Source organism: Leptolyngbya sp. AN10, from assembly GCF_050565645.1.
Taxonomy (GTDB): Bacteria; Cyanobacteriota; Cyanobacteriia; order Leptolyngbyales; family Leptolyngbyaceae; genus Leptolyngbya.
Genome location: NZ_JBNXVP010000004.1, coordinates 55,738 through 76,222, shown reverse-complemented (window position 1 = coordinate 76,222; position 20,485 = coordinate 55,738). Strand labels below are relative to the sequence as shown.

Annotated in this window: 16 protein-coding genes; 5 read left to right on the top strand and 11 right to left on the bottom strand. The window is 46.6% G+C overall.

The features are described from left to right. Positions 1-46 precede the first annotated feature (46 nt). The 10 genes from ACQ4M5_RS06815 to ACQ4M5_RS06770 all read right to left on the bottom strand — a co-directional run bounded on the left by ACQ4M5_RS06815 (position 47) and on the right by ACQ4M5_RS06770 (position 14,002). Complete coding sequence (locus ACQ4M5_RS06815) at positions 47-820, bottom strand: CemA family protein (protein WP_430674837.1); 774 nt, start codon at positions 818-820, stop codon at positions 47-49. A 12-nt stretch (positions 821-832) separates the two neighbouring features. Further along, complete coding sequence (locus ACQ4M5_RS06810) at positions 833-1,939, bottom strand: M23 family metallopeptidase (RefSeq protein WP_430674836.1); 1,107 nt, start codon at positions 1,937-1,939, stop codon at positions 833-835. 254 nt (positions 1,940-2,193) lie between these two features. Then, positions 2,194-2,694, bottom strand: a complete 501-nt coding sequence (locus tag ACQ4M5_RS06805) for a hypothetical protein (RefSeq protein WP_430674835.1) — start codon at positions 2,692-2,694, stop codon at positions 2,194-2,196. A 40-nt stretch (positions 2,695-2,734) separates the two neighbouring features. Next, positions 2,735-5,875, bottom strand: a complete 3,141-nt coding sequence (locus ACQ4M5_RS06800) for an efflux RND transporter permease subunit (RefSeq protein ID WP_430674834.1) — start codon at positions 5,873-5,875, stop codon at positions 2,735-2,737. Then, positions 5,868-9,002, bottom strand: a complete 3,135-nt coding sequence (locus ACQ4M5_RS06795; protein ID WP_430674833.1) for an efflux RND transporter permease subunit — start codon at positions 9,000-9,002, stop codon at positions 5,868-5,870. Before ACQ4M5_RS06795 ends, ACQ4M5_RS06800 begins: the two co-directional genes overlap by 8 nt. A gap of 35 nt (positions 9,003-9,037) precedes the next feature. Further along, positions 9,038-10,702 carry an efflux RND transporter periplasmic adaptor subunit gene (locus ACQ4M5_RS06790; protein WP_430674832.1) on the bottom strand — a complete coding sequence of 555 codons (1,665 nt, stop codon included), beginning with the start codon at positions 10,700-10,702 and terminating at the stop codon, positions 9,038-9,040. A 162-nt stretch (positions 10,703-10,864) separates the two neighbouring features. Continuing rightward, positions 10,865-11,818: an RNA polymerase sigma factor, RpoD/SigA family gene (locus tag ACQ4M5_RS06785; protein WP_430674831.1), complete on the bottom strand. Its 954-nt coding sequence runs from the start codon at positions 11,816-11,818 to the stop codon at positions 10,865-10,867. Between the two features lie 174 nt (positions 11,819-11,992). Further along, the gene (locus ACQ4M5_RS06780; RefSeq protein WP_026149163.1) at positions 11,993-12,466 is read right to left on the bottom strand and encodes a DUF2808 domain-containing protein; all 474 of its coding nucleotides are present in this window, start codon (positions 12,464-12,466) and stop codon (positions 11,993-11,995) included. 55 nt (positions 12,467-12,521) lie between these two features. Then, positions 12,522-12,851: a hypothetical protein gene (locus tag ACQ4M5_RS06775; protein WP_144056481.1), complete on the bottom strand. Its 330-nt coding sequence runs from the start codon at positions 12,849-12,851 to the stop codon at positions 12,522-12,524. 248 nt (positions 12,852-13,099) lie between these two features. Next, positions 13,100-14,002, bottom strand: coding sequence for a cation diffusion facilitator family transporter (locus tag ACQ4M5_RS06770; protein WP_026149162.1), 903 nt, complete (start codon positions 14,000-14,002; stop codon positions 13,100-13,102). Positions 14,003-14,206: 204 nt separating this feature from the next. On the opposite strand from ACQ4M5_RS06770, the gene ACQ4M5_RS06765 reads away from it, so the two are divergent. Both ACQ4M5_RS06765 and ACQ4M5_RS06760 read left to right on the top strand, forming a co-directional pair. Next, positions 14,207-15,028 carry a C39 family peptidase gene (locus ACQ4M5_RS06765; protein ID WP_036047277.1) on the top strand — a complete coding sequence of 274 codons (822 nt, stop codon included), beginning with the start codon at positions 14,207-14,209 and terminating at the stop codon, positions 15,026-15,028. A 14-nt stretch (positions 15,029-15,042) separates the two neighbouring features. Then, the gene (locus tag ACQ4M5_RS06760; RefSeq protein WP_017292278.1) at positions 15,043-15,861 is read left to right on the top strand and encodes a C39 family peptidase; all 819 of its coding nucleotides are present in this window, start codon (positions 15,043-15,045) and stop codon (positions 15,859-15,861) included. 20 nt (positions 15,862-15,881) lie between these two features. Here ACQ4M5_RS06760 and ACQ4M5_RS06755 read toward each other — a convergent pair whose 3' ends face one another. After that, complete coding sequence (locus tag ACQ4M5_RS06755; RefSeq protein ID WP_026149160.1) at positions 15,882-16,610, bottom strand: ZIP family metal transporter; 729 nt, start codon at positions 16,608-16,610, stop codon at positions 15,882-15,884. Between the two features lie 382 nt (positions 16,611-16,992). On the opposite strand from ACQ4M5_RS06755, the gene ACQ4M5_RS06750 reads away from it, so the two are divergent. From ACQ4M5_RS06750 to ACQ4M5_RS06740, 3 genes are all read left to right on the top strand, one after another. After that, positions 16,993-17,373 carry an ArsR/SmtB family transcription factor gene (locus tag ACQ4M5_RS06750; RefSeq protein WP_017292276.1) on the top strand — a complete coding sequence of 127 codons (381 nt, stop codon included), beginning with the start codon at positions 16,993-16,995 and terminating at the stop codon, positions 17,371-17,373. Positions 17,374-17,445: 72 nt separating this feature from the next. Continuing rightward, complete coding sequence (locus tag ACQ4M5_RS06745) at positions 17,446-19,470, top strand: heavy metal translocating P-type ATPase (RefSeq protein ID WP_017292275.1); 2,025 nt, start codon at positions 17,446-17,448, stop codon at positions 19,468-19,470. A gap of 75 nt (positions 19,471-19,545) precedes the next feature. After that, positions 19,546-20,478, top strand: coding sequence for a vitamin K epoxide reductase family protein (locus tag ACQ4M5_RS06740; RefSeq protein WP_017292274.1), 933 nt, complete (start codon positions 19,546-19,548; stop codon positions 20,476-20,478). Positions 20,479-20,485: the final 7 nt, after the last annotated feature.

The following is a 20,485-nucleotide window of genomic DNA, read 5'->3' as shown; positions in this document are numbered from 1 at the left end:
GACAAACCGCAATGAAAATCGAGTGAATTTTAGTCAAATCTACTGATTACTCGTTCATCCGGTGATAAGTTGCCACAGCAGATGGAGAATTTCGATTTAGATAGCGAAAAATCCAATACTTTCCAATCGCATCTAATATCACTGGAAATGTTGCAATAAACAGTCCGGTAAAGGCTCGATTCTCAGCGAGTCCATAGTGATCAAAAACGGATTTTAACAAGATTTCCCAGCCATAAGAGGAATGAAACCCGACAAAAACATCAGTCACAAGAATAATCAGAAATGCTTTTGCAGAATCGCTTAAACCATCTGCTAAATTGCTGAGAAACTGTTTCAGCAGCTTGAATTGAGGTTGAGTTTTCAATACAAAGACAATAAACACGATCGCAGATAGCAAGTCTGCCACAATATTTGACAGAACTTGGACGTTCTCCTGTCGAACACTTGCGGCGAATTCCAGTAGCTTTTCACTCCGCCGTTCTGCGATCGTCGGTAAAGCATCTTCTGAACCTCGAAGCAAAGCCTCAAACCGCAAACGACTTTCAAACGTCCGAAATTCCTTTAGGATGCGTTCTTCCTGAAAGGGACTGAGAACAATCTCCGAGGAATTGAACACAGTGTGTTGAACAACAGGACGCATCAGTACAACTTCAGCCATTTGATTGACCAAAAGTGGAATGACAAGCAACAGCAGAAAATAGCGTAGAGCCGCAACTGTTCGTTGACGAGATGCTTGAAACTCTGCGATCGCGTTTGATTCTGTATTGGGATCAACAACTTGTTGAACTCGCGCTAAAATTGCTCGCCATCCCTTGTTCACTGCATTCTACCTTTAGCTCTGCGGTCTAGTGGAAGTTTGAGCCACTTGCAGCGTTTTGACTAACTGTGCCATCGCGGTTTCTAGTTGAACTCCTGGATCAAGGTTTTGCCAACCTATTGCAGTCGTTTGCAGTCTCGTAGGAGTTTGAACCGCTTGCAGTGTGGTGGAAGTTTGAGCCGTTTGCAGTGTTTTGGCTAACTGCGCCATCGCGGTTTCTAGTTGAACTCCTGGATCAACATTTTCCCATCCTGCTGCGGTCATTTGCCGCATTTCAAAGTGCAAATTTGGTCCGGTTGCAGTTCCAGTCTGTCCGACTCGACCGATGACTTCTCCCTGCTTTACCATCTGTCCTGGTTTCACCAGAACCTCAGACAAGTGAGCATAAAAAGTTTCTTGAGCTGCATTTTGATGCTGTAGTGCTACCGAGAAACCGTATCCACTGACAAAGTTAGCGATCGTCACTTGTCCGGTCATTGCTGCTACTACAGGGGTTCCCATTTCTGCACCAATATCTGTCCCAGAGTGAAAGCGGAGTGTGTTCATAATCGGGTGCATCCGCCAACCAAACAAAGACGTGATCGGGGCTGGAATTGAAAGTGGGAAGAGCAAAGTCGAAGTTTGACCGCTCGATTGAATTTTAGGCAGAATGACCTGATTGTAGTGATTGAGTGCAAGCTGAGTTTGATTGTTCGGCTGAACAGTTGGCAACGGTTGATCCGGTGCAGAACTAGGATGATTGGCAACAGAACTTGAAGGTTCTTCTGGCAGTGGAGTACGGTTATTTGAACTTGCTGGATTTTCAACAGGAGCACGACGGGCAACTGTCGGAACTGGAGCAGCAGGAGCGAGTTCACGCTGAGTTGCCCCTAAACTGTAATCGGTACGATCGATATATGATTCAGAAGAAGTCGAGGATTCGACTGAACTGGATGATGTTTGCGGGACTGAATCTACGATCGCGGGTTTCGGGGTAGTTGCTCCAAGAGAATCGATTGCTGACTGTGCGATCGCTCGATCTGGGTTGAGCAGTGAGAAACTACTAAGGAGCAGAACGCCATATCCTAAAGCGGCAGAATAGTTCGATCGACCACTCAGCCAAATTAATTTAATTTGATTCATTCAAATGATCCAATTTGGAACAGTAGGTTAGGAGAAGTAGTACGTTGTAGCGGTATAAAGACTGTATCTGTGAAAGCACAGAAGTGGTTAAGATACGATTTCACTACTGATACTCAATGTATAGAAGCAGAATGAAATCAGCGTGAAATCCTTTACTGAATTGTTACTTGTTATTGCAAAAACAGAGCGCCGAACGCCTGCGAAATTGCAAATCATTCAGAAACCTGTTTTGCTGTGGAATCACGAGACTCGAACTATTGCTTGAAGCTAAATCGCCCGTTCATCTTCTTGCCCGCAACATCTGCCAAAATCGCAACTTGATACTCTCCTGCGGCTGCACCCGGAAGCACTGCCTTGTATGCCTTCTCTGCCGCATCATATTTCATCTCTAGTGGCTTCTGAGTCCCATCAGGCATTTGTACTTGAGCCGTCACTTTCGCATCCGTCACAGGCTGATGCGCCTCTCCTTTTTGAAGGAGCAGATCAAGACTGATTCCATTCCCCGTCTTGTGCGTAGCAAACTCTAGGTGATACTCACCCATTTCAACGACTTGACCGCCTTTGCCGTCTGCACCTTTGTGATCATGCCCATCTCCTTCTTTGTGTGCTTCTTTAGTTGCCGATTCAGCTTGAGTTGTAGAAGCAGCTTCAGTCGGCTTCGTCGCGCTTTCGGTCTTTGCGGCTTGATTGCCACCACTACAAGCACCAAGAACCAACAAACTTGCAGTGCTAATTAGAATTAACAGAGTTTTCATCGATTTCACTCCTTGATAGAACAAACAAAAACAATTTGGGTTAGCTATTGGGCACACCTGGATTAGCATAACTGCTATCCGGTGGATGATCTTGAATCAACTGATTCGGTGTCTTCGGAACTATCCATCGATTAAACAAGGAATAGAGCGCAGGCAACACGAGCAATGTTAATGCAGTTGAGGTAAACAAACCGCCTAAGACGACGATCGCGAGTGGCTGCAAAATTTCCTTACCAGCACCGCTACCAAGAGTCAACGGAACCATGCCTAATGCAGACGAAAAGGCAGTCATCAGAATCGCAACTAACCGTTCGAGCGATCCTTCAACCAAGACTTCCTTTAACGGTTGTCCTTGCGCCAATCGCTGATTGTAGTTCTCAACTAATAACAATCCGTTTCGAGCCGCTACTCCAAACAAAGTAATAAATCCGACCATTGATGCAACAGAAAGAATGCCTCCAGTCAGCGCGATCGACAAGACTCCACCCACTAAGGCTAACGGCAAGTTTGCCAAAATCATCATCGTAGCAGGGATAGATTTTACCGCAAAGTACAACAAAACTGCGATCGCCACAAGTGCCACTGCGCCCGTTAACAATAGCGTTTTTGTTGCACCTTCCTGTGCCTCAAACTGTCCGCCATATTCAACATAGTATCCTGCAGGCAGTTGAACGTTTTGTTTAACCTTAGTGCGGATCTCTTGAATCGCTGAACCTAAATCTCGTCCTGCTACATTGCTCGAAATCACAATATAGCGAGAGACGTTTTCACGATTGATGGTGTTCGGACCTTTGCCGTTATCGACTTTGGCAACTTGAGCTAGCGGAACTTTCTGTCCATTCGGAGTATCGACTAATAGATTCCGAATGACATCGATGCTATTGCGATAAGGTTCTTGAAACCATACAACAAGATCAAAGGTTTGCTGATTTTCTAGGACTTGAGAAACAACCTTGCCGTTCAGTCCAGTCTCTACCAGATCAGACAATTCCCCAATCGTAATGCCGTATCGTGCAGCCGCATCGCGATCGAACTCAATCTGAAGCTGTTTCACAGGGACTTGGGGTTCAAGCTGTAAATCTGTTAATCCTTTCACTTCGCCCATCGCGCTCTGGATTTGCTGTCCAAGTGTGCGAAGCTGATCGAGATCGGGACCGAAAATTTTCACTGCGATCGCGCTTCTGACTCCAGATAGTACTGCGTCCATCCGGTGAGAAATGAATCCACCAATGTTAGAAGCAACACCCGGAATTCTCTTGAACTCTTCGCGAATCTGCTCGATGCTTTTCTCGCGGTCTTTTGCGCCTTCTTCACTCAGTTGAACATCTAATTCCCCAGAATTTGTGCCTGCTACCTCGACATCGCCTTGAGCGCGTCCAGAGCGAAACTGCACGGTTTCAAAGTTGGGGTTTCCAGCTAAAGCTTGTTCTAGTACTAATCCGGTTTGATTGGTTTCTTCGAGTGATGAGCCAGGATATAGTGTTGCTGCGATTACAAGGGCACGATCGTTAAATTCGGGTAAAAAGACCTGACCTACACCCGTCAGAATCACAAGCGATGCAGCAAAAGCTGCTAGTGAACCAACAATAATTGTCTTGGGATGTCGGATTGAGAATCGGAGTGCAGGACGGTAGAGTTGTTGGGCTTTATGTTCTAACCAAGTTTCGGTACTGGGAAGCCTGCGATTTACGAGCAACAAGGCGCACATTGCAGGAGTCAACGTCAATGCAACCAGCGTCGAAGCAAAGATACACAAAAGATAGGCAACACCCATCGGCGTAAAAATTCGCCCCTCAACTCCAGACAAGGCAAAGATCGGTGCAAAAACGACTGCAATGATCACCGTTGCAAATAGAACGCTGACCCGAACTTCAACCGAGCCATCAAACACAACTTGGAAGGGATTGCGCGGATTGTCGGATAGTTGATTTTCGCGTAAGCGACGGTAGACATTTTCCATATCGACGATCGCATCATCGACAACTGATCCGATTGCGACTACTAATCCACCGAGCGTCATCGTATTGATGCCTTGTCCCGTCCAATTGAGAATCAACATTCCCAGCAGCAAGGACACCGGAAGCGCACTCAGACTAATCACAACAGTACGCCAGTTCATTAGAAACAGAATCAGCACAACAGAGACAATAATCGTTCCGTCTCGCAATGCTTCTTCAACGTTTTTTATCGACGCTTCAATAAAGTCTTCTTGTCGGAATGTAGTTGCGATTTTGACATCTTTTGGCAAGCTTTCCTTCAATTCTTCGAGCGCCGCTTCTACTGCTTTTGTGACTGCTGGAGTGTCCGCAGTCGGCTGTTTATTGACGGTCAAAACGACGGCTTTCTTGCCTGCAAAACTTCCATCTCCCCGCTTCAGTGCTGAACCGATTTGAACATCGGCAACTTGCTCTAGTAGGATAGGCTTACCGTCTTTGGCTTTGATCACCGATCGCTTCAGTTGCTCGACCGATTCTACTCGTCCAACACCGCGCACTACAGTTTCTTCGTCGCGTGTAATTAAGAATCCTCCAGGTGCATTACTGTTTGCGGCGGAAGTTGCTTTGACGACATCATCAAGCGTCACATTGAAGGCTTTGAGTTTGTCAGGATTAATCAGCACTTGATATTGCCGCTCATCGCCGCCAAAAATCACTACATTACTCACACCCGGAACTGCCAATAACCGATTTTTCACTTGCCAATTTACGATCCGCCAAACCTCCATCAGCGGAGTTGCTTCAGAGGTAAACGCATATTTGACTGTCCATGCCAGTGGAGAACTGATGGGTAAAATCTTAGGATCGTTTACGCCTTGAGGTAATTGTCCGCGTACTTGCTGCAAACGTTCCGCTACAAGCTGACGTGCTCGGTAAATTTCAGTGTCCCACTTGAATGTTGCTTGAACCGCAGACAGTCCAACGGCTGAGGACGATCGTAGGCTATCTAGTCCGGGTGTTCCATTGATTGCACTTTCGATCGGGCGTGTCACTAAAGCTTCGACTTCTTCCGGTGCGAGTCCGGGCGCTTCTGCTTGAATTTCGACTTGCGGCGGCGCAAAGCCTGGAAACACATCCAGCGGCATTTGGGATAAGTTAAGAAAGCCCCATACACTCACTAGAATAGATGCCAGCACGACCAGCCAACGCTGTGCGATCGACCATTTAACGATTGAGTTAAGCATTACTATTTATCTCTTTCAACATGCCAGGAGTATCAGCCTGATCAATAGAGGATGACTTCGGGAACAATACTTTACCAAACTTGGCGTACAAAGCAGGCAGCATTAGTAACGTGAGTGCTGTTGAGGTAAACAATCCACCGAGAACGACGATCGATAACGGCTGCAAAATTTCCTTACCAGGTCCACCTTCGGAAATTAGTGGAAACAATCCCAAAGCGGAAGTAAACGCAGTCATTAGAATTGCGTTCAGTCGTTCCTGAGAACCTTTAATGATTACTTCTTTGAACGGCATTCCTTCGGCAAATTTGGCATTGTAGTTATCGACGAGCAGTAGTCCATTACGAGTTGCAACTCCAAACAGTGTCACAAATCCGACCAGAGACGCGATCGACAAAATTCCTCCAGATAATGCGACTGCAATCACACCTCCAACTAACCCGATCGGTAAGTTCACCATGATCATCAGCGTGGAAGGAATCGATTTCACTGAGAAGTACATCAAAATAGTAATCACCACGAAGGCGATCGCGCTAAAGAGCAGAATGTTTTGACTCGCACGTTCCTCCGCTTCAAATTGTCCACCGTATTGCACGAAGTATCCCGCAGGCAATTGTACGTTCTCTCTCACTTTTGCCTGAATGTCGTTGACCACTGACCGCAAATCTCGCCCCTTCACATTCGCCGACACAATAATCAATCGAGAAACGTTCTCGCGATTGATTGTATTTGGTCCAGTTCCCCTCACGACGCGAGCAACTTGCGCCAATGGAATTTTCTGACCGTTTGCTGTATCAACTAACAAATTCTCGATCGTTTCTAAACTATTCCGTGCTTCTGGCTTCAACCAAACGACTAAATCAAAGGTCTGCTGATTCTCCAAAACCTGAGAGACAACGCGCCCATTCAGAGCCGTCTCGATCGTTTCAGACAATGCCCCAACCGATAAACCATATCGACTGGCAGCCGCTCGATCAAACTTGATTTGAACTTGTGGAATGGGGACTTGAGGTTCAAGCTGCAAATCGAGAATGCCATCAATTGACTTCATTTGAGCTTCGATCTGTTGTCCGATCGTGCGAAGCTGATCGAGATCTGCACCAAAGATTTTAACTGCGATCGCACTTCGCACCCCAGACAATACCTCATCCATCCGGTGTGAAATGAAGCCGCCAACGTTCGGAGCCGCGCCAGGAATTTTGCCAAACTCTTCGCGCATTTTCTCCATACTGGCAGCGCGATTCTTCATGCCTTCTTCGCTCAAGCCAATATCTAAGTGAGCTAAATTCACACCCGCTGCATCTCCATCCCCCAATGCTCGACCAGAACGCAACTGCACATAGCTATAACGTGGATCGTTTTTCAAGGATTCTTCTACCACAAATCCAGCTTTATTGGTCGCATCGAGAGAAGAACCTGGATAGAGCATTAATGTATTGACGAGCGTTTGCTCTTGAAATTCGGGTAAGAAAATTCGACCCAATCCAGGAATGATTGCGAATGAAGCAGCCGTTATGCCCAAGGCAGTCGCAATAATTAACGTCGATCGCCGCATTGAGAAAATTAACAGTGGCTCATACAAGCGCTTGAAAAATCGTGCTGTCCAAGTTTCGTGATTCGGCAAACGTCCACTCGGTAATAACAATGCACATAGCGCGGGTGTGATTGTTACCGCCGTCAAACTTGATGCAAGAACTGTTACCAGATAGCCAATTCCCATCGGCGAGAAAATGCTGCCTTCAACACCTGTCAAGGCAAAGATCGGAGCAAAGACAACAACTGTAATTAGAGTAGCTCCAAACACAGAATCAGTTAGATCAGCACAGCCTTGATAAACGACTTCCAAAGCAGGGCGAGGATTTGGAGATTGACGATTTTCGCGCAGGCAACGAAACGCATTTTCGGCGTAGACGATCGCATCATCAACCGCAGATCCGATCGCGACTGCCAATCCCCCTAATGTCATTGTATTCAAACTTTGACCGAGTAGACTCAGTGCTAACAATCCCAGCAACAACGATAAAGTTAGGGCAGAAATACAGACAGCGAGAATGCGCCAATTCATCAAGAAGGGAATCAAAATGATCGCTACAATGATGCCGCCTTCGACTAATGCCGATCGCACATTATCCACAGAAGTTTGAATGTATTCTTCCTGCCGAAACGTGCGTGTCACTTTCGTTCCTTTGGGCAATCCAGGCTCTAAATCTTTGATTGCCGCTTCAACTCCACGGGCAACACTTGGCGTATCTGCCATTGGCTGCTTGTTCACCATCAAAATGATGGCAGGCTGACCGTTGAGACTACCATCACCGCGCTTAATCCCCGATCCAATCTGAACTTCCGCTACATCCATCAATCGAACCGGAGTGCCTTGACGAGAGGTAATCACAGATTGCTTTAAATCGTCTAAATTCTCAACCCGTCCAATGCCTCGCACTAAAGTTTCTTGATCGGATGTAATTAAGTAGCCACCGGAAGCATTACTATTTGAGCTTCTAACTGACTCAGAAATTTGGTTCAGCGATACATTAAATGCTTTAAGCTTCTGAGGATCAACTAACACTTGAAACTGTCGCTCATCCCCACCAAATGCCAGCACTTGGCTCACACCTGGAACTGACATTAATCGATTTGTGATTTGCCAATCGATCGCACGTCGTAACTCCATCATCGAGGTCTGCCCGTCAGTCGTGAAAGCATATTTCACCACGGTTCCGATCGGCGAAGTCGGCGGCGAAATCTGCGGCGCTGCGGCTCCTTCCGGTAGCTTACTTTGAGCAAGCTGCAATCGTTCTGTCACTAACTGCCGCGCTTTGTAGATGTCAGTTCCCCAACTAAAGACCACTCGAACTACGGAAATTCCAGCCGCAGACGACGATCTTACAGTTGTGACTCCGGGCGTTCCATTGATCGAGCTTTCGAGCGGCAAACTAATCAGCGATTCGACTTCTTCGGGAGCGAGTCCTGGTGCTTCAGTTTGAATTTCGATTTGCGGCGGAGCGAATGACGGCAGCACATCAAGCGGCATCTGAGTCACAGTGCGCCCAATCCAGAACACAACAACGATCGCGCCAATCACAACGAGCCAGCGCTGTGCGATCGCCCACTTCACAATGGCGTTTAACATAACAGGACTATCTTTGAAAGGTTAGGGACAGAGGGTTAAGCTTCTTCTCGCTGATTCTTGTCGTCGGAATCGTGAACAATTTTTCTGAATGGAATTACTGGATGTCCACCTTCTCCATTGATGATTTGTGGATGCTCCCAGCCGTGAGGATTATTTGCAAGTTGCATCTGAGCAATTGCAGATTGCATTCGTCGTCTTGCGACATACATTCCACCAAAAAAGGTTCCAAGTATAACGACTCCGCCACCTGCTGCCATTGCCCAACCCGGAACTGGGAGTGCAGAATTAGTTGTTTCAGGAGCTTTCTCTTCACTATGTTCGCCTTCTGCCTCGCTGCCACCCCGTAGCGATTGTGCTTGAAGCTGATTCGCTCGTTGGGTCACAACCATATCCCCATCAAACAATCCTTTAGTGATTTCGACCTGATCGCCTGAAGTTCGTCCTAGCTCAACATCAACGGCTTTGAAGTCATTGCCATTCTGGACATAAACCATGTTTTTCTTGTTGACTTCGACGATCGCAGAACGCAGCACAGCTAACACTGCGACCGGAGTTTTGTCTGTTAATACTTCAATCTGAGCAAACATTCCAGGCTTGAGCATTCCACTAGAGTTATCGAGTTCTGCTCTGACTGGAACTATCCGAGTTTCACCCTCAACCGTCGAACCAATGGTTTTAATTCGTCCGGTAAATGACTTATTTGGCAAGCTTGCCACTGTTATTCGTACTTGCTGACCTTCGGAGATTTTTTCTAAATCTTTCTCGTAGACATTGGCACTTGCCATCACTGCTTGACTATCCACGATCGTCATCAAGACTTTCCCTGCATCTTGAGCGGATTCTCCAGGTGTCGTTTCGCGACTAGCAACTGTTCCTGAAATTGGAGCCGTAACCGTAATCGTGCCGTCAGGATTCGCATTTGCACCAAGTTGACGTAAGCGAGTCTCGTAGGTTTGACCACTCAGTTCAACTTGCGATCGTGCTGTTTCCAATGCTGCTTGAGCGCGTTCTAACTGTGCTTGTGCTTCTGAAACCTCTAATCGACTTTCGGCTCTCGAATATTCTGCCTGTGCTTGCGTCAATTTCGTTTGAGATTCGCGCGCGTTTCGTTGCGGCAATGCACCTTGTTTCGCGAGTTCTTGGTCTTTGGTGTAACTTTCTCGCGCAAAGTCTAGCGAAGATCTGGCTTGTTGAATTTCTTTTTCTGCGATCGCTCTTTGTCGATCGAGATTCTTTTGCGCCAATCTCAGATCAGCCTCTGCTTGCTGCACACTCCCAACGGCTGAAGTTCTGCGGTCCTGAGCTTCGGTTCGCAACGTTGCTAAATCAGGACTCGAAATGAGTGCGATCGCTTGTCCAGCTTGTACCTTATCACCGGGTTGAGCGAACATCTGAATCACCGTTCCCCCAGTCGGATTCGTCACTTGCACCCGCTTGTTAGGCAGGGTTTCAATTTGCCCTGTCGTTTGCACGCCAAACGGTAATCGCTGACGAGTGACTGGCTCTACTTTTAATCCCATTCGCTTCGCCGTTTCGCCATCCACCTTCACGGCTCCGCCCGTCTGAGTTGCGTCTTCTTTGAAGCTACCAGCGCCGTGATCGTGTCCCGGACCTGCTAGAACCATTGTGGGTGTCGTTGCCAGGAGCAAGCTGAAAATCACGCTCGACAATACGGATTTAGAACGGCGAATCGATTTCATGGAGAGTCCTCGCTCAGATAAGGTCAAAGGAAAAGCAGCCTCACTTAACTAATGTTTCACAGTGCGATGAAAGTAGGATGAAAAAACTTGAAGTTTGATGTCGTTATATACGGAATTCGTTGCAATCCTCTGAAAGAAGTGCTGCAAAAATACGCTTGACATTCAAGACATGAGATAAAGCTGTAAGTGCCCTCTCTGACGCAAATCTCCAAGCGCTTGCCGCTCCAATTGTCGAACTCGCTCTTTGCTGAGATGTAGCTGAATGCCGATTTGAGAAAGAGATAAAGCCTTTCCATCGACCAGCCCAAATCGCAGGGTGAGAATTTTTCGCTCTCTTTCAGATAGACGACCGAGCGCAGATTGAATATCCTGTTGCAGCATTGAGCGGGTTAAATCCTCCTCTGGTGAAGCGTATTCAGATTCGAGCAAATCTTGTAGCACCGCTTCTTGAGCCTTAGAAATCGGCTGATCAAGCGAACGAGGATACTTTGCAACAATGAAGTATTCTCGAATCTGTTCCGGTGATAAGTTGGTTTCCTGGGCAATTTCTGAATCTGTAGCAGTCCGTCTAAGTTGCTGCGATAAAGTTCGTTGAGCCTTTTTGATTTTGTTCAGCTTTTCAGTCACATGAGTGGGAAGCCGCAGAGTGCGCGAGTGAAGAGCCAAATAGCGAGTAATTGACTGTCGAATCCACCAATACGCATACGTTGAAAATCGATATTGCTTCGCTGGGTCAAACTTCTCGATCGCCCGTTCTAGCCCAAGTGAGCCTTCTTGAATCAGATCGAGTAAGTCAACGTTTCGCTTTTGGTAGCGCTTCGCGATCGACACCACAAATCGCAAGTTTGACTCAAGTAGTTTCCGTTTTGCTTGATTTCCAACCGCGATCGCTTCAGTGAGGTCGGTTTCAGTTCGCTTTGCTGCGGTTGCCCATTCTGCGATCGACGGCTCTCGTTGTAACTGATCCGCGATCGTGGCTTTCAACTGCTGAAGTTGCATGAAAGTTTGAACTTGCTGACCGTATTGCAATTCTTCAGCCGCGCTGAGCAGGGGAAATCGACCAATATCGCGCAAGTAAAGCTGCATTGAATCAGAAATCGTGTGGTCTGTCTCCATAAAATGCCTCAAAGCAGCAACCTGACAAAAAACATTCAAAAAATCTGAAGCCTCCAAGCTGGAAACTTCAGATAAAAATTGGTGTGAGACCTAAGCCTCGATTCGTTCAAGTCTCAGTCTCAAGGAATCATTATGATCGATCGTGATGAAAACAGTGTGAAATTTACGATCGTTTTAGATGCGACCATAGCGCGTTGTGACTTGGGTGGTTCCTAAAGCGATTTCAGAACCGAGTCCAACCACCTGACTACTGACTGAAAAGAAAGCCGTCGGCAGTGCATTGGGGTTTTGAACATTTCGCAATTCAACTCTGAGACTCGTATCGGGTTTAACGGGTTGAGCAAATGTGATCGTTGCCATTTGTCCATTCATAGAAACAGTTGCAGCGATGGGCTTGTTGAATTGGTCAAAGACTTGAATGTTTTTGCTGAGTCGAACAGAGTCTTGTGCTTCAACCATCAAAGCTGAAACTTCTTGTCCCATCACATGAACTTTCAGCGAGTAGTTTCCAGGTTGAAACTTAGCATTGTTGAGATCAGAAGAGCTGCCCGCAAGATGAGGAACTTTCGCATTGCTAGAAGCTTGAGCGGCAGTACCAAAAGCAAGCAGGACGATCGTGGCGGTTGCAACTGAAAGAAACCGTTTCATGAACATTCTCCTAAGTTGTAAAAGAGTTTAAGGGTGAGCGTTTGAGAGAATCTGTCTACTGATTCGGACAAGCCTGCACAGCGGCTAATGCCTCTTTTGCTTGTCCTCCTGCGGTTACAGGTCGCAGTGTGCAAGAACCTCTACGGCTGGCTTTAGCGAACTGTTGAGTTGAAACAGCAGAAACAGATGAGGGTTGATCTGGATTAGCGTTGCTTTGTGGGTTGACTTGTTGACTAGATTGGTCACGCTGCTTAGTCTCGAAGGATCGCATTACTGACTGTCCGGTAGTTCCAGCCGAAACACCGCGCGGATTCGCAGATGCAACTGCACCGAAGGATACGATGCCGATCGCTAGAGCAGCACCAAAAACAAATCTCTTCATCATAAAGCTCCTAGTGTCCTGACTAAATCACCAAAGAATAAGCGGGGGAATCACTTGTTTGATTCACAGCGCAAATAAAATAGAACAGGTGTTAATGTCATGTTCTATATCTTCAATAATGACGGTTGGGAATGAAATAATAATGAAAAAATGAAGCAAATTCAGGTTAACTGTGAACTAATGAGGTGAAACGACTGAGCGGTAAGAGTGTTTAGTTGAGTGCGATGATGCGATCTCCATTCCAATTTTGACTAAACTACATTCTCTGGCGCGAGCGCACAGGGCTGTCCTGAATCTCCCAACTCAATTTGAATCGTTGCGTGTTCGATGCTGAAATTTTCATGCAGGTCATGATAAATTTCAGCTAAGAAGGCATCGCCTGGATGACCATTTGGTATGACTAAATGAGCCATCAATGCTGTTTCTGTCGTACTCATTGCCCAGATGTGCAGATCGTGTACTCCGGTAACGCCCGGACGCTCTAAAAGATAGGTTCGCACGGCTAAAGGTTCAATGCCTGCGGGAACTGCATCGGTCATCAAACTCAAGGCATCGCGAAAGAGTTGCCAAGTGCTGACGACAATGACGATCGTCACAATCAAGCTCGTGGCTGGATCAAACCGTTGCTGTCCTGTCAATACGATCGCAATTCCTGCTAGTACAACTCCCAGCGACACGCCCGCATCCGCCGCTAAATGCAAAAAAGCGCCGCGAATATTCAAATCGCGCTCTCGCCCTGACAAAAACATCAAGGCACTAATTGTATTAATCGCAATTCCGATCGCTGCTACGATAATCACTGTATCTCCCTCAACTGGAGCCGGATCACGAAATCGCTGAATTGCTTCCCACCCGACTCCACCTGACACGATAAAGAGAAAGACTGCATTCGCGAACGCTGCCAGAATTGACGATCGACGTAATCCAAACGTATATCGTGTACTCGGTTGCCGTTGAGCTAAAAGACTTGCTCCCCAAGCTAGGAGTAATCCTAAAACATCGCTGAGATTGTGCCCTGCATCTGCTAAGAGTGCTAATGAATTCGCAATAATGCCATAGACAGCTTCAATGATGACAAAGGTAGTGTTTAAGGCAACACTGATCATGAAAGCGCGATTGTAGCTCGTGACGCTGTGAGAGTGGTTGTGTGACATCGTAATTCTTTTACAAACGTAGATTAGAGCCTTGTTCAAAGCTTACTACAGGCGGGAAGATAGCAAGCACCAATGAAAATAGGATGAAATTTTCCAAGTTTTGCTAGCTTTAGTAAAAAGAAATTGCGATCGAGAAAGTACAGCAATGTTTGGGAAATCTGGATTAGTCAGTTGGTATCTATTCAGGCAGTCAAGCATCGAACCATGAAACTCAAAGTTCTCCAAAACACCTTCTTTAAGCAATCGACCGCAAATTCGGCTCAACTTCCAGCCCAATCGAAAGGTGCTGTCGCAGCCGGAACTGAGTTTGAAATTCATTCTTGGAAAGCGATCGAGAAAAATCATCTTCGGATTGCGCTTCTGGATGAATTTCTAGGAAATCCGCCTCAAAATACTTGGACAGTATACACACCGCACGTCCAGCTTATAAATTCACGCGGCACGATTGTTACACCCCAGACAGCAAACCAGCTTCCTAGAATTCCAGATTTAGGACTTGGACTACCGAAAACAAAGTTATTGAATGTGCCTTATCACACTCAGCTTAACAATGCACTCAATCCAATGGGAGCTTGTAACGTCACTTGTTATGCGATGGTGATGCGTTATTTTAAGATTCCAAAGCGTACCAATGCGGTGCAATTTGAAGATGAACTGTATCGTTACTTAGAAAGCCGTAATCTTTCACGTCATGATCCAGGAGATTTAGCGGAAATGGGGCGTGAGTATGGATTGAATGTCGATCTCACGCTGCGGGGTAGTTTGATGGACATTCGACGAGCGATCGCGCAAGGAAAGCCTTGCATCGTTCACGGCTACCTCACCAGTTTCGGTCACATTATTGTGGTGCGGGGCTATGACCAAAAAGGCTTCTTTGTGAATGACCCATTTGGGGAATGGTTTGAATCGGGCTATCGCAACGATTTATCGGGCGAAAACTTGCACTACTCGAATCAATTGATTCAATCGAAATGCTCATCGGAAGGATCGAACTACCTCTGGCTACATCGAATTTCAAAAGCGTAAATCGAGATAAAACAATGAAACTCAAAATTCTACAGAATACAATTCTTAAGCAATCCACTGCAAGTTCTAGTCAACTCCCCGACACTAAGAAAGTTTCTGTCCCCGCAGGTCAAACCTTTGAACTGCATTCTTGGAAGCCAGTCGATCCGAAACATTTAAAGATTGCGATTTTGGAACAAGCGATCGGCAACCCTGCTAGTAACGAATGGTATGTATTTGTCGAACACGCGCAACTGATTGATAATCAGGGGACGCTCATTCCGATTCAAATTGAAACGCCCAAGCCTCAGCCAGAGCGAGTAAAACTGCCGACGCGGAAAACGTTGAATGTGCTGTACAAAAGTCAGATTGACAATGAGCTAAACCCGATGGGAGCTTGCAATGTGACCTGTTATGCGATGGCAATGGTATACTGGCAGCGAAAAGGACAGAGCGACAGTTTTGTACAGCTCGAAGACGAACTGTATCAGTACATGGAAGATCACAATCTATCGCGTCATGAGCCGTTAGATTTGATCAAACTGGGTGAAGCGTATAGGCTGAAAGTTGATTATACCAGTCGCGGCAGCTTGTACGATATTCGTAAAGCGATCGCGGAAGGTAAACCTTGCATCGTTCATGGCTATTTCACGAGTTTCGGTCACATTATTGTGATTCGGGGCTATGACGAAACCGGATTTTGGGTAAATGACCCCTATGGAGAATGGACAGAATCGGGATATCGCAACGATCTCAGTGGAGAAAACTTGCACTACTCAAACGAGTTGATTCAGTCGAAATGTTCTCCAGAAGGCGAAGATTTTATCTGGTTGCATCGAATTTCAAAAGCCTGATTTCCTGTAGATAGCAAATATTACTTCGTTAGCATTTCCAGTAAGAAGATCATCAGAAAGCCAGCAAAGAAGGTTGCGGTTAATAACGGTGACTCTTCGATTTCGTGTGCCTCAGTCAGTAACTCTTCTGTCACGAGAAACAACAGCGCTGCGGTTCCGAACGCAATTAAGCCTGCTAATGCTACCCCGGTAAACGCTTGAGATAACAATCCTCCGGTCACTGCACTCAGCACAAACAGCAGGCTCAAACCCGCAAGTACGATCAGCGTCTTTCGCTGTGGGATGCGTTTTCCAGTTAAATTTGCAGTTGTTGCAATTCCCAGTGACAGTAACTCGATCGTCAGTGCAACCGTAAGCAGAATGCCTTCTTTTGCGCCTGCGACAAACCCGATGCCCAACATTAACCCATCGATCGCTAAATCGATTCCAGTTGCCATCAAAAAACCACTTGGTAGCCGTCCGGCTTGCCCTTTTTCGGCGGATTCGGCTCGACTTGTCCAAGAGCGAATGGTTAACATCAAAGCGGTTCCAAGCGTAAACCCGATCGCGGTCGTTGCGATTTTATGCTCATGAACTAAATCCGGAATAAATTCCGCTGAGACGACCGCAAAAACAACCCCTGCTGCAAAATGTAAGACTGCGCTCCGTAGATTTTGTCCCGGAATGCGAACCGTAGCTATACCACCCGCGAGAAGCATGATGACGGCAGGGATAAATGAGAAGTTAACAAGCTTCCACAATAGATCCATTGTTCTCCAGTCAGGCTTTAGAGCGTTAGGTGGATAGACTACCAGAAATTCTTGCTTCCGCTTGCTACCTTCAAAGAAGTCGATGAATGAAGAAAGCCTGAAGGCTAGAAACTACAAGCTCAGGCTTTCTCAGTAGGGTGTGTGAGGAGTGACAACTGCGCTGAGGCGATAGCCTGAATCAGTGCAGCGATATTTCTACTTTAATCAGTAGGGATGAAACGCTGATGAAATTTTTGTCTAACTTGAGCAGAGAAATTATGGCAACAGAATCGAGTTCAGAAATTGCGTAAAAAGCTTGATCTGCGATCGTAATCTGGACTATATTATTAAACCAATATCTGAATATTTATTCAGATATTAAATTGATTCTAGGTCAGCCGCCGTGAGTAACCTTTCTCAATCTTCCGAGCTTCTGAATTGCGAAGTTCCAGTCGTACATCTCGATCAGGTTCGTCAAGTTCAGCCGGGTTTACTAACCATGACCCAAGCGCAACATATGGCGGAATTTTTCGGTGTGTTAGCCGATCCGAATCGATTGAGATTGCTGTCAGCTTTAGCAAAGCAAGAACTGTGCGTTTGTGATTTGGCAGCAGTGCTGAAGATGAGTGAGTCGGCGGTATCCCATCAACTGCGAGTTCTCAGGGCAACCCGCCTGGTGAACTATCGCAAAGAAGGACGCAACGTTTACTACAGTTTGGCAGATCATCATGTTCTGAATCTTTATCAAGAGGTTCACGCGCATCTTTCTCACTCTGAAGCCTAACCCGTTGATTTTTTTACGAAACATCTGAATTTTTGTTCAGACATTCAAAAACACACTCACCAAGGAGACTCAATGAAAGCAAGAAAACCAACTCAGTCAAGCTGCTGCGGTCACGACGACCACCACGATCATCAGCCGCGCAAAACGGCTCATGACCACACCGCAGGACATAGCCACGACGACCGTCATAGCCACAGTCACGACGATGATGACCATGATCATAGTCATGGCGGTGGGGATCTCAAGCAGGAAATCATCGTTACTGCGATCGTGGTTGTTCTGTTCTTAATTGGCTTTATCTTCGAGCAACAATTGCACAATACGCCCTATTCAATTGCGGAATATGCTGTCTTGATTCCGGCGTATCTCTTGAGCGGTTGGGGCGTTTTGAGTAGTGCTGGACGCAATATTCTGAAAGGGAAAGTCTTTGATGAGAATTTCCTGATGACGATCGCAACGCTAGGCGCGATCGCGATTCATCTATTGCCGGAGGCGGTTGCGGTGATGCTATTCTTCCGCATTGGGGAACTGTTTCAAGAATCTGCGGTGGGTCGATCGCGCAAATCAATTAGCGCGTTGTTAGAAGTCCGTCCTGATACCGCAAATTTGAAGATCAACGGAGAAGTGAGACAAGTTTCTCCAGAATCCGTCAAAGTTGGCGATATGATTCTGGTCAAGCCTGGAGAGAAGGTTCCGCTTGATGGTGAAATTTTAGACGGCAATTCGCAGGTTGATACCTCTGCGCTGACAGGTGAATCGGTTCCACGTACTGTTAAACCTGGCGAAACGGTTCTAGCAGGCATGATTAACCAATCGGGTGTACTCACGATCAGAACGACAAAGCTGTTTGGCGAATCGTCGATCGCTCGAATTTTAGAGCTAGTCGAGAACGCCAGCAGCAAGAAAGCCGAAACCGAGAAATTTATCCGTAAGTTTGCCAAAATCTACACACCGATCGTAGTGTTCTTGTCATTGGCAGTGGCAATCCTTCCGCCATTGTTTATGAACAATCCAACTGATGCAGATCGCTTCCGTTGGGTCTACAATGCTTTGGTTTTGCTGGTGATTTCCTGCCCATGTGGATTGGTAATTAGTATTCCACTCGGCTATTTTGGCGGCGTTGGGGGTGCAGCAAAACGAGGTGTGCTAGTCAAAGGCTCCACTTATCTAGACACACTTGCAGCCGTGAATACGGTTGTGTTTGACAAGACAGGGACTTTGACTCAAGGTGTGTTTAAAGTCACTCAAATTATTCCAAAGAATGGCTTTACCGAAGAGAAGTTACTAGCCCTTGCAGCCCAAGTAGAATCCCATTCAAATCATCCGGTAGCTCAGTCGATTCGGACAGCTTATGGTCGAGCGATCGGTGAGTCTCAAGTTCAAGACTACAAAGAAATTGCAGGGCATGGAATCCAAGCAAAAGTTGGCAATCAGCTTGTGATTGCAGGCAACGATCGTCTACTACACCGTGAAAACATTGCTCACGATGTCTGTCAAGTTGATGGAACAGTTGTGCATCTAGCTGCTAACGGTACTTATGCAGGTCGTATCATTATTGCAGATGAGCTAAAAGAAGATGCAGTCGAGGCAATTCGATCGCTGAGAAAAATCGGCGTTGAAAAAACAATTATGCTGACAGGCGACAATCAAAGCGTTGCCGATGGTGTGGCGAGACAACTAGGCTTGAGCGGCTATCGAGCGGAACTTTTACCTGAAGGGAAAGTCGAAGCGATCGAGCAAATCTTACGTGAATCTGGTAAAGGAAAAGTCGCTTTTGTGGGAGATGGGATCAATGATGCTCCAGTGATTGCGCGGGCAGATGTGGGGATGGCAATGGGTGGACTTGGCTCAGATGCCGCGATCGAAACGGCGGATGTGGTAATCATGACCGATGCTCCATCCAAAATTGCTGAAGCCATTCAAATCGGACGCAAGACTCACCGAATTGTAATTCAGAACATTGTGTTAGCGATGGCAGTGAAGGGCTTCTTTATCATTCTGGGTGCATTTGGACTCGCAAGCCTCTGGGAAGCGGTATTTGCCGATGTGGGCGTGGCGCTACTTGCCGTTCTCAATGCGAACCGGGTTGTGAGATAACACAGTTTGCTTTACTGGGACGAAAAGCTTTTCTTTTCATCCCAAACTTATTGACATCAGGAGGTTTAAAGCTTTATGCCGCGTAAACGATCGACCCCTTGGATTTATCGCTGGTCACGCTTCATCATGGCAGGACTGGCAACGATCGGAGCCGTCGTGACGGGTTATTTAACGATCGTCAAATTCTCTCAAAGTTCGACGGCTTGCCCGACGAATGGATGTGACATTGTTCTATCCAGTCCCTATGCAACTGTGTTTGGATTACCGTTAGCGTTGTACGGGTTCTTAGCGTATGTCAGCATGATCGGGTTTGCGATCGCGCCTTTGTTAATCAATCCCGAAAAAGATAAGACCTTGCGCTCGAAACTCGAAAACTGGACAGGGTTATTCCTGTTTATGGGTGCAACGGCAATGACAATTTTTAGCGGCTACTTAATGTACTTGATTGCATTCGAGATCAAAGCCGTTTGTGTGTACTGCGTGGGTTCTGCTTTCCTATCATTTAGTTTGTTTGTGGTGTCGATCATCGGTCGCGATTGGCAGGATGTAGGACAACTCTTTTTCAGTGGAATTGTTGTCGCAATGGTTGTTTTAATTGGAACAATGGGCGTTTATGCAGGAGTGAAGAATCCTGAAATTGCCGATCGCGCCATTCCAGGAGAAGCAGGTTCACCAATCACGACTTCATCCGGTGCGGCTGAACTGGCTTTAGCGGCTCATCTTAAACAGGTAGGAGCCAAGATGTATGGCGCGTTTTGGTGTCCTCACTGCCATGACCAAAAACAGCTTTTTGGCAAAGAAGCATTTAACCAGATTAATTACGTTGAATGTGATCCGAAAGGGAAGAATCCTCAGCCTGATGTCTGTCAAGCAGAAGGTGTGAAAGGATATCCGACTTGGAAAGTAAACGGTCAGACAGTTTCTGGAACACAATCTTTAGAGGAACTCGCTCGACTGTCGGGCTACCAAGGCGCACGTAATTTTCAGAACGTAAAGCCCTCGCCTTAATTAGACC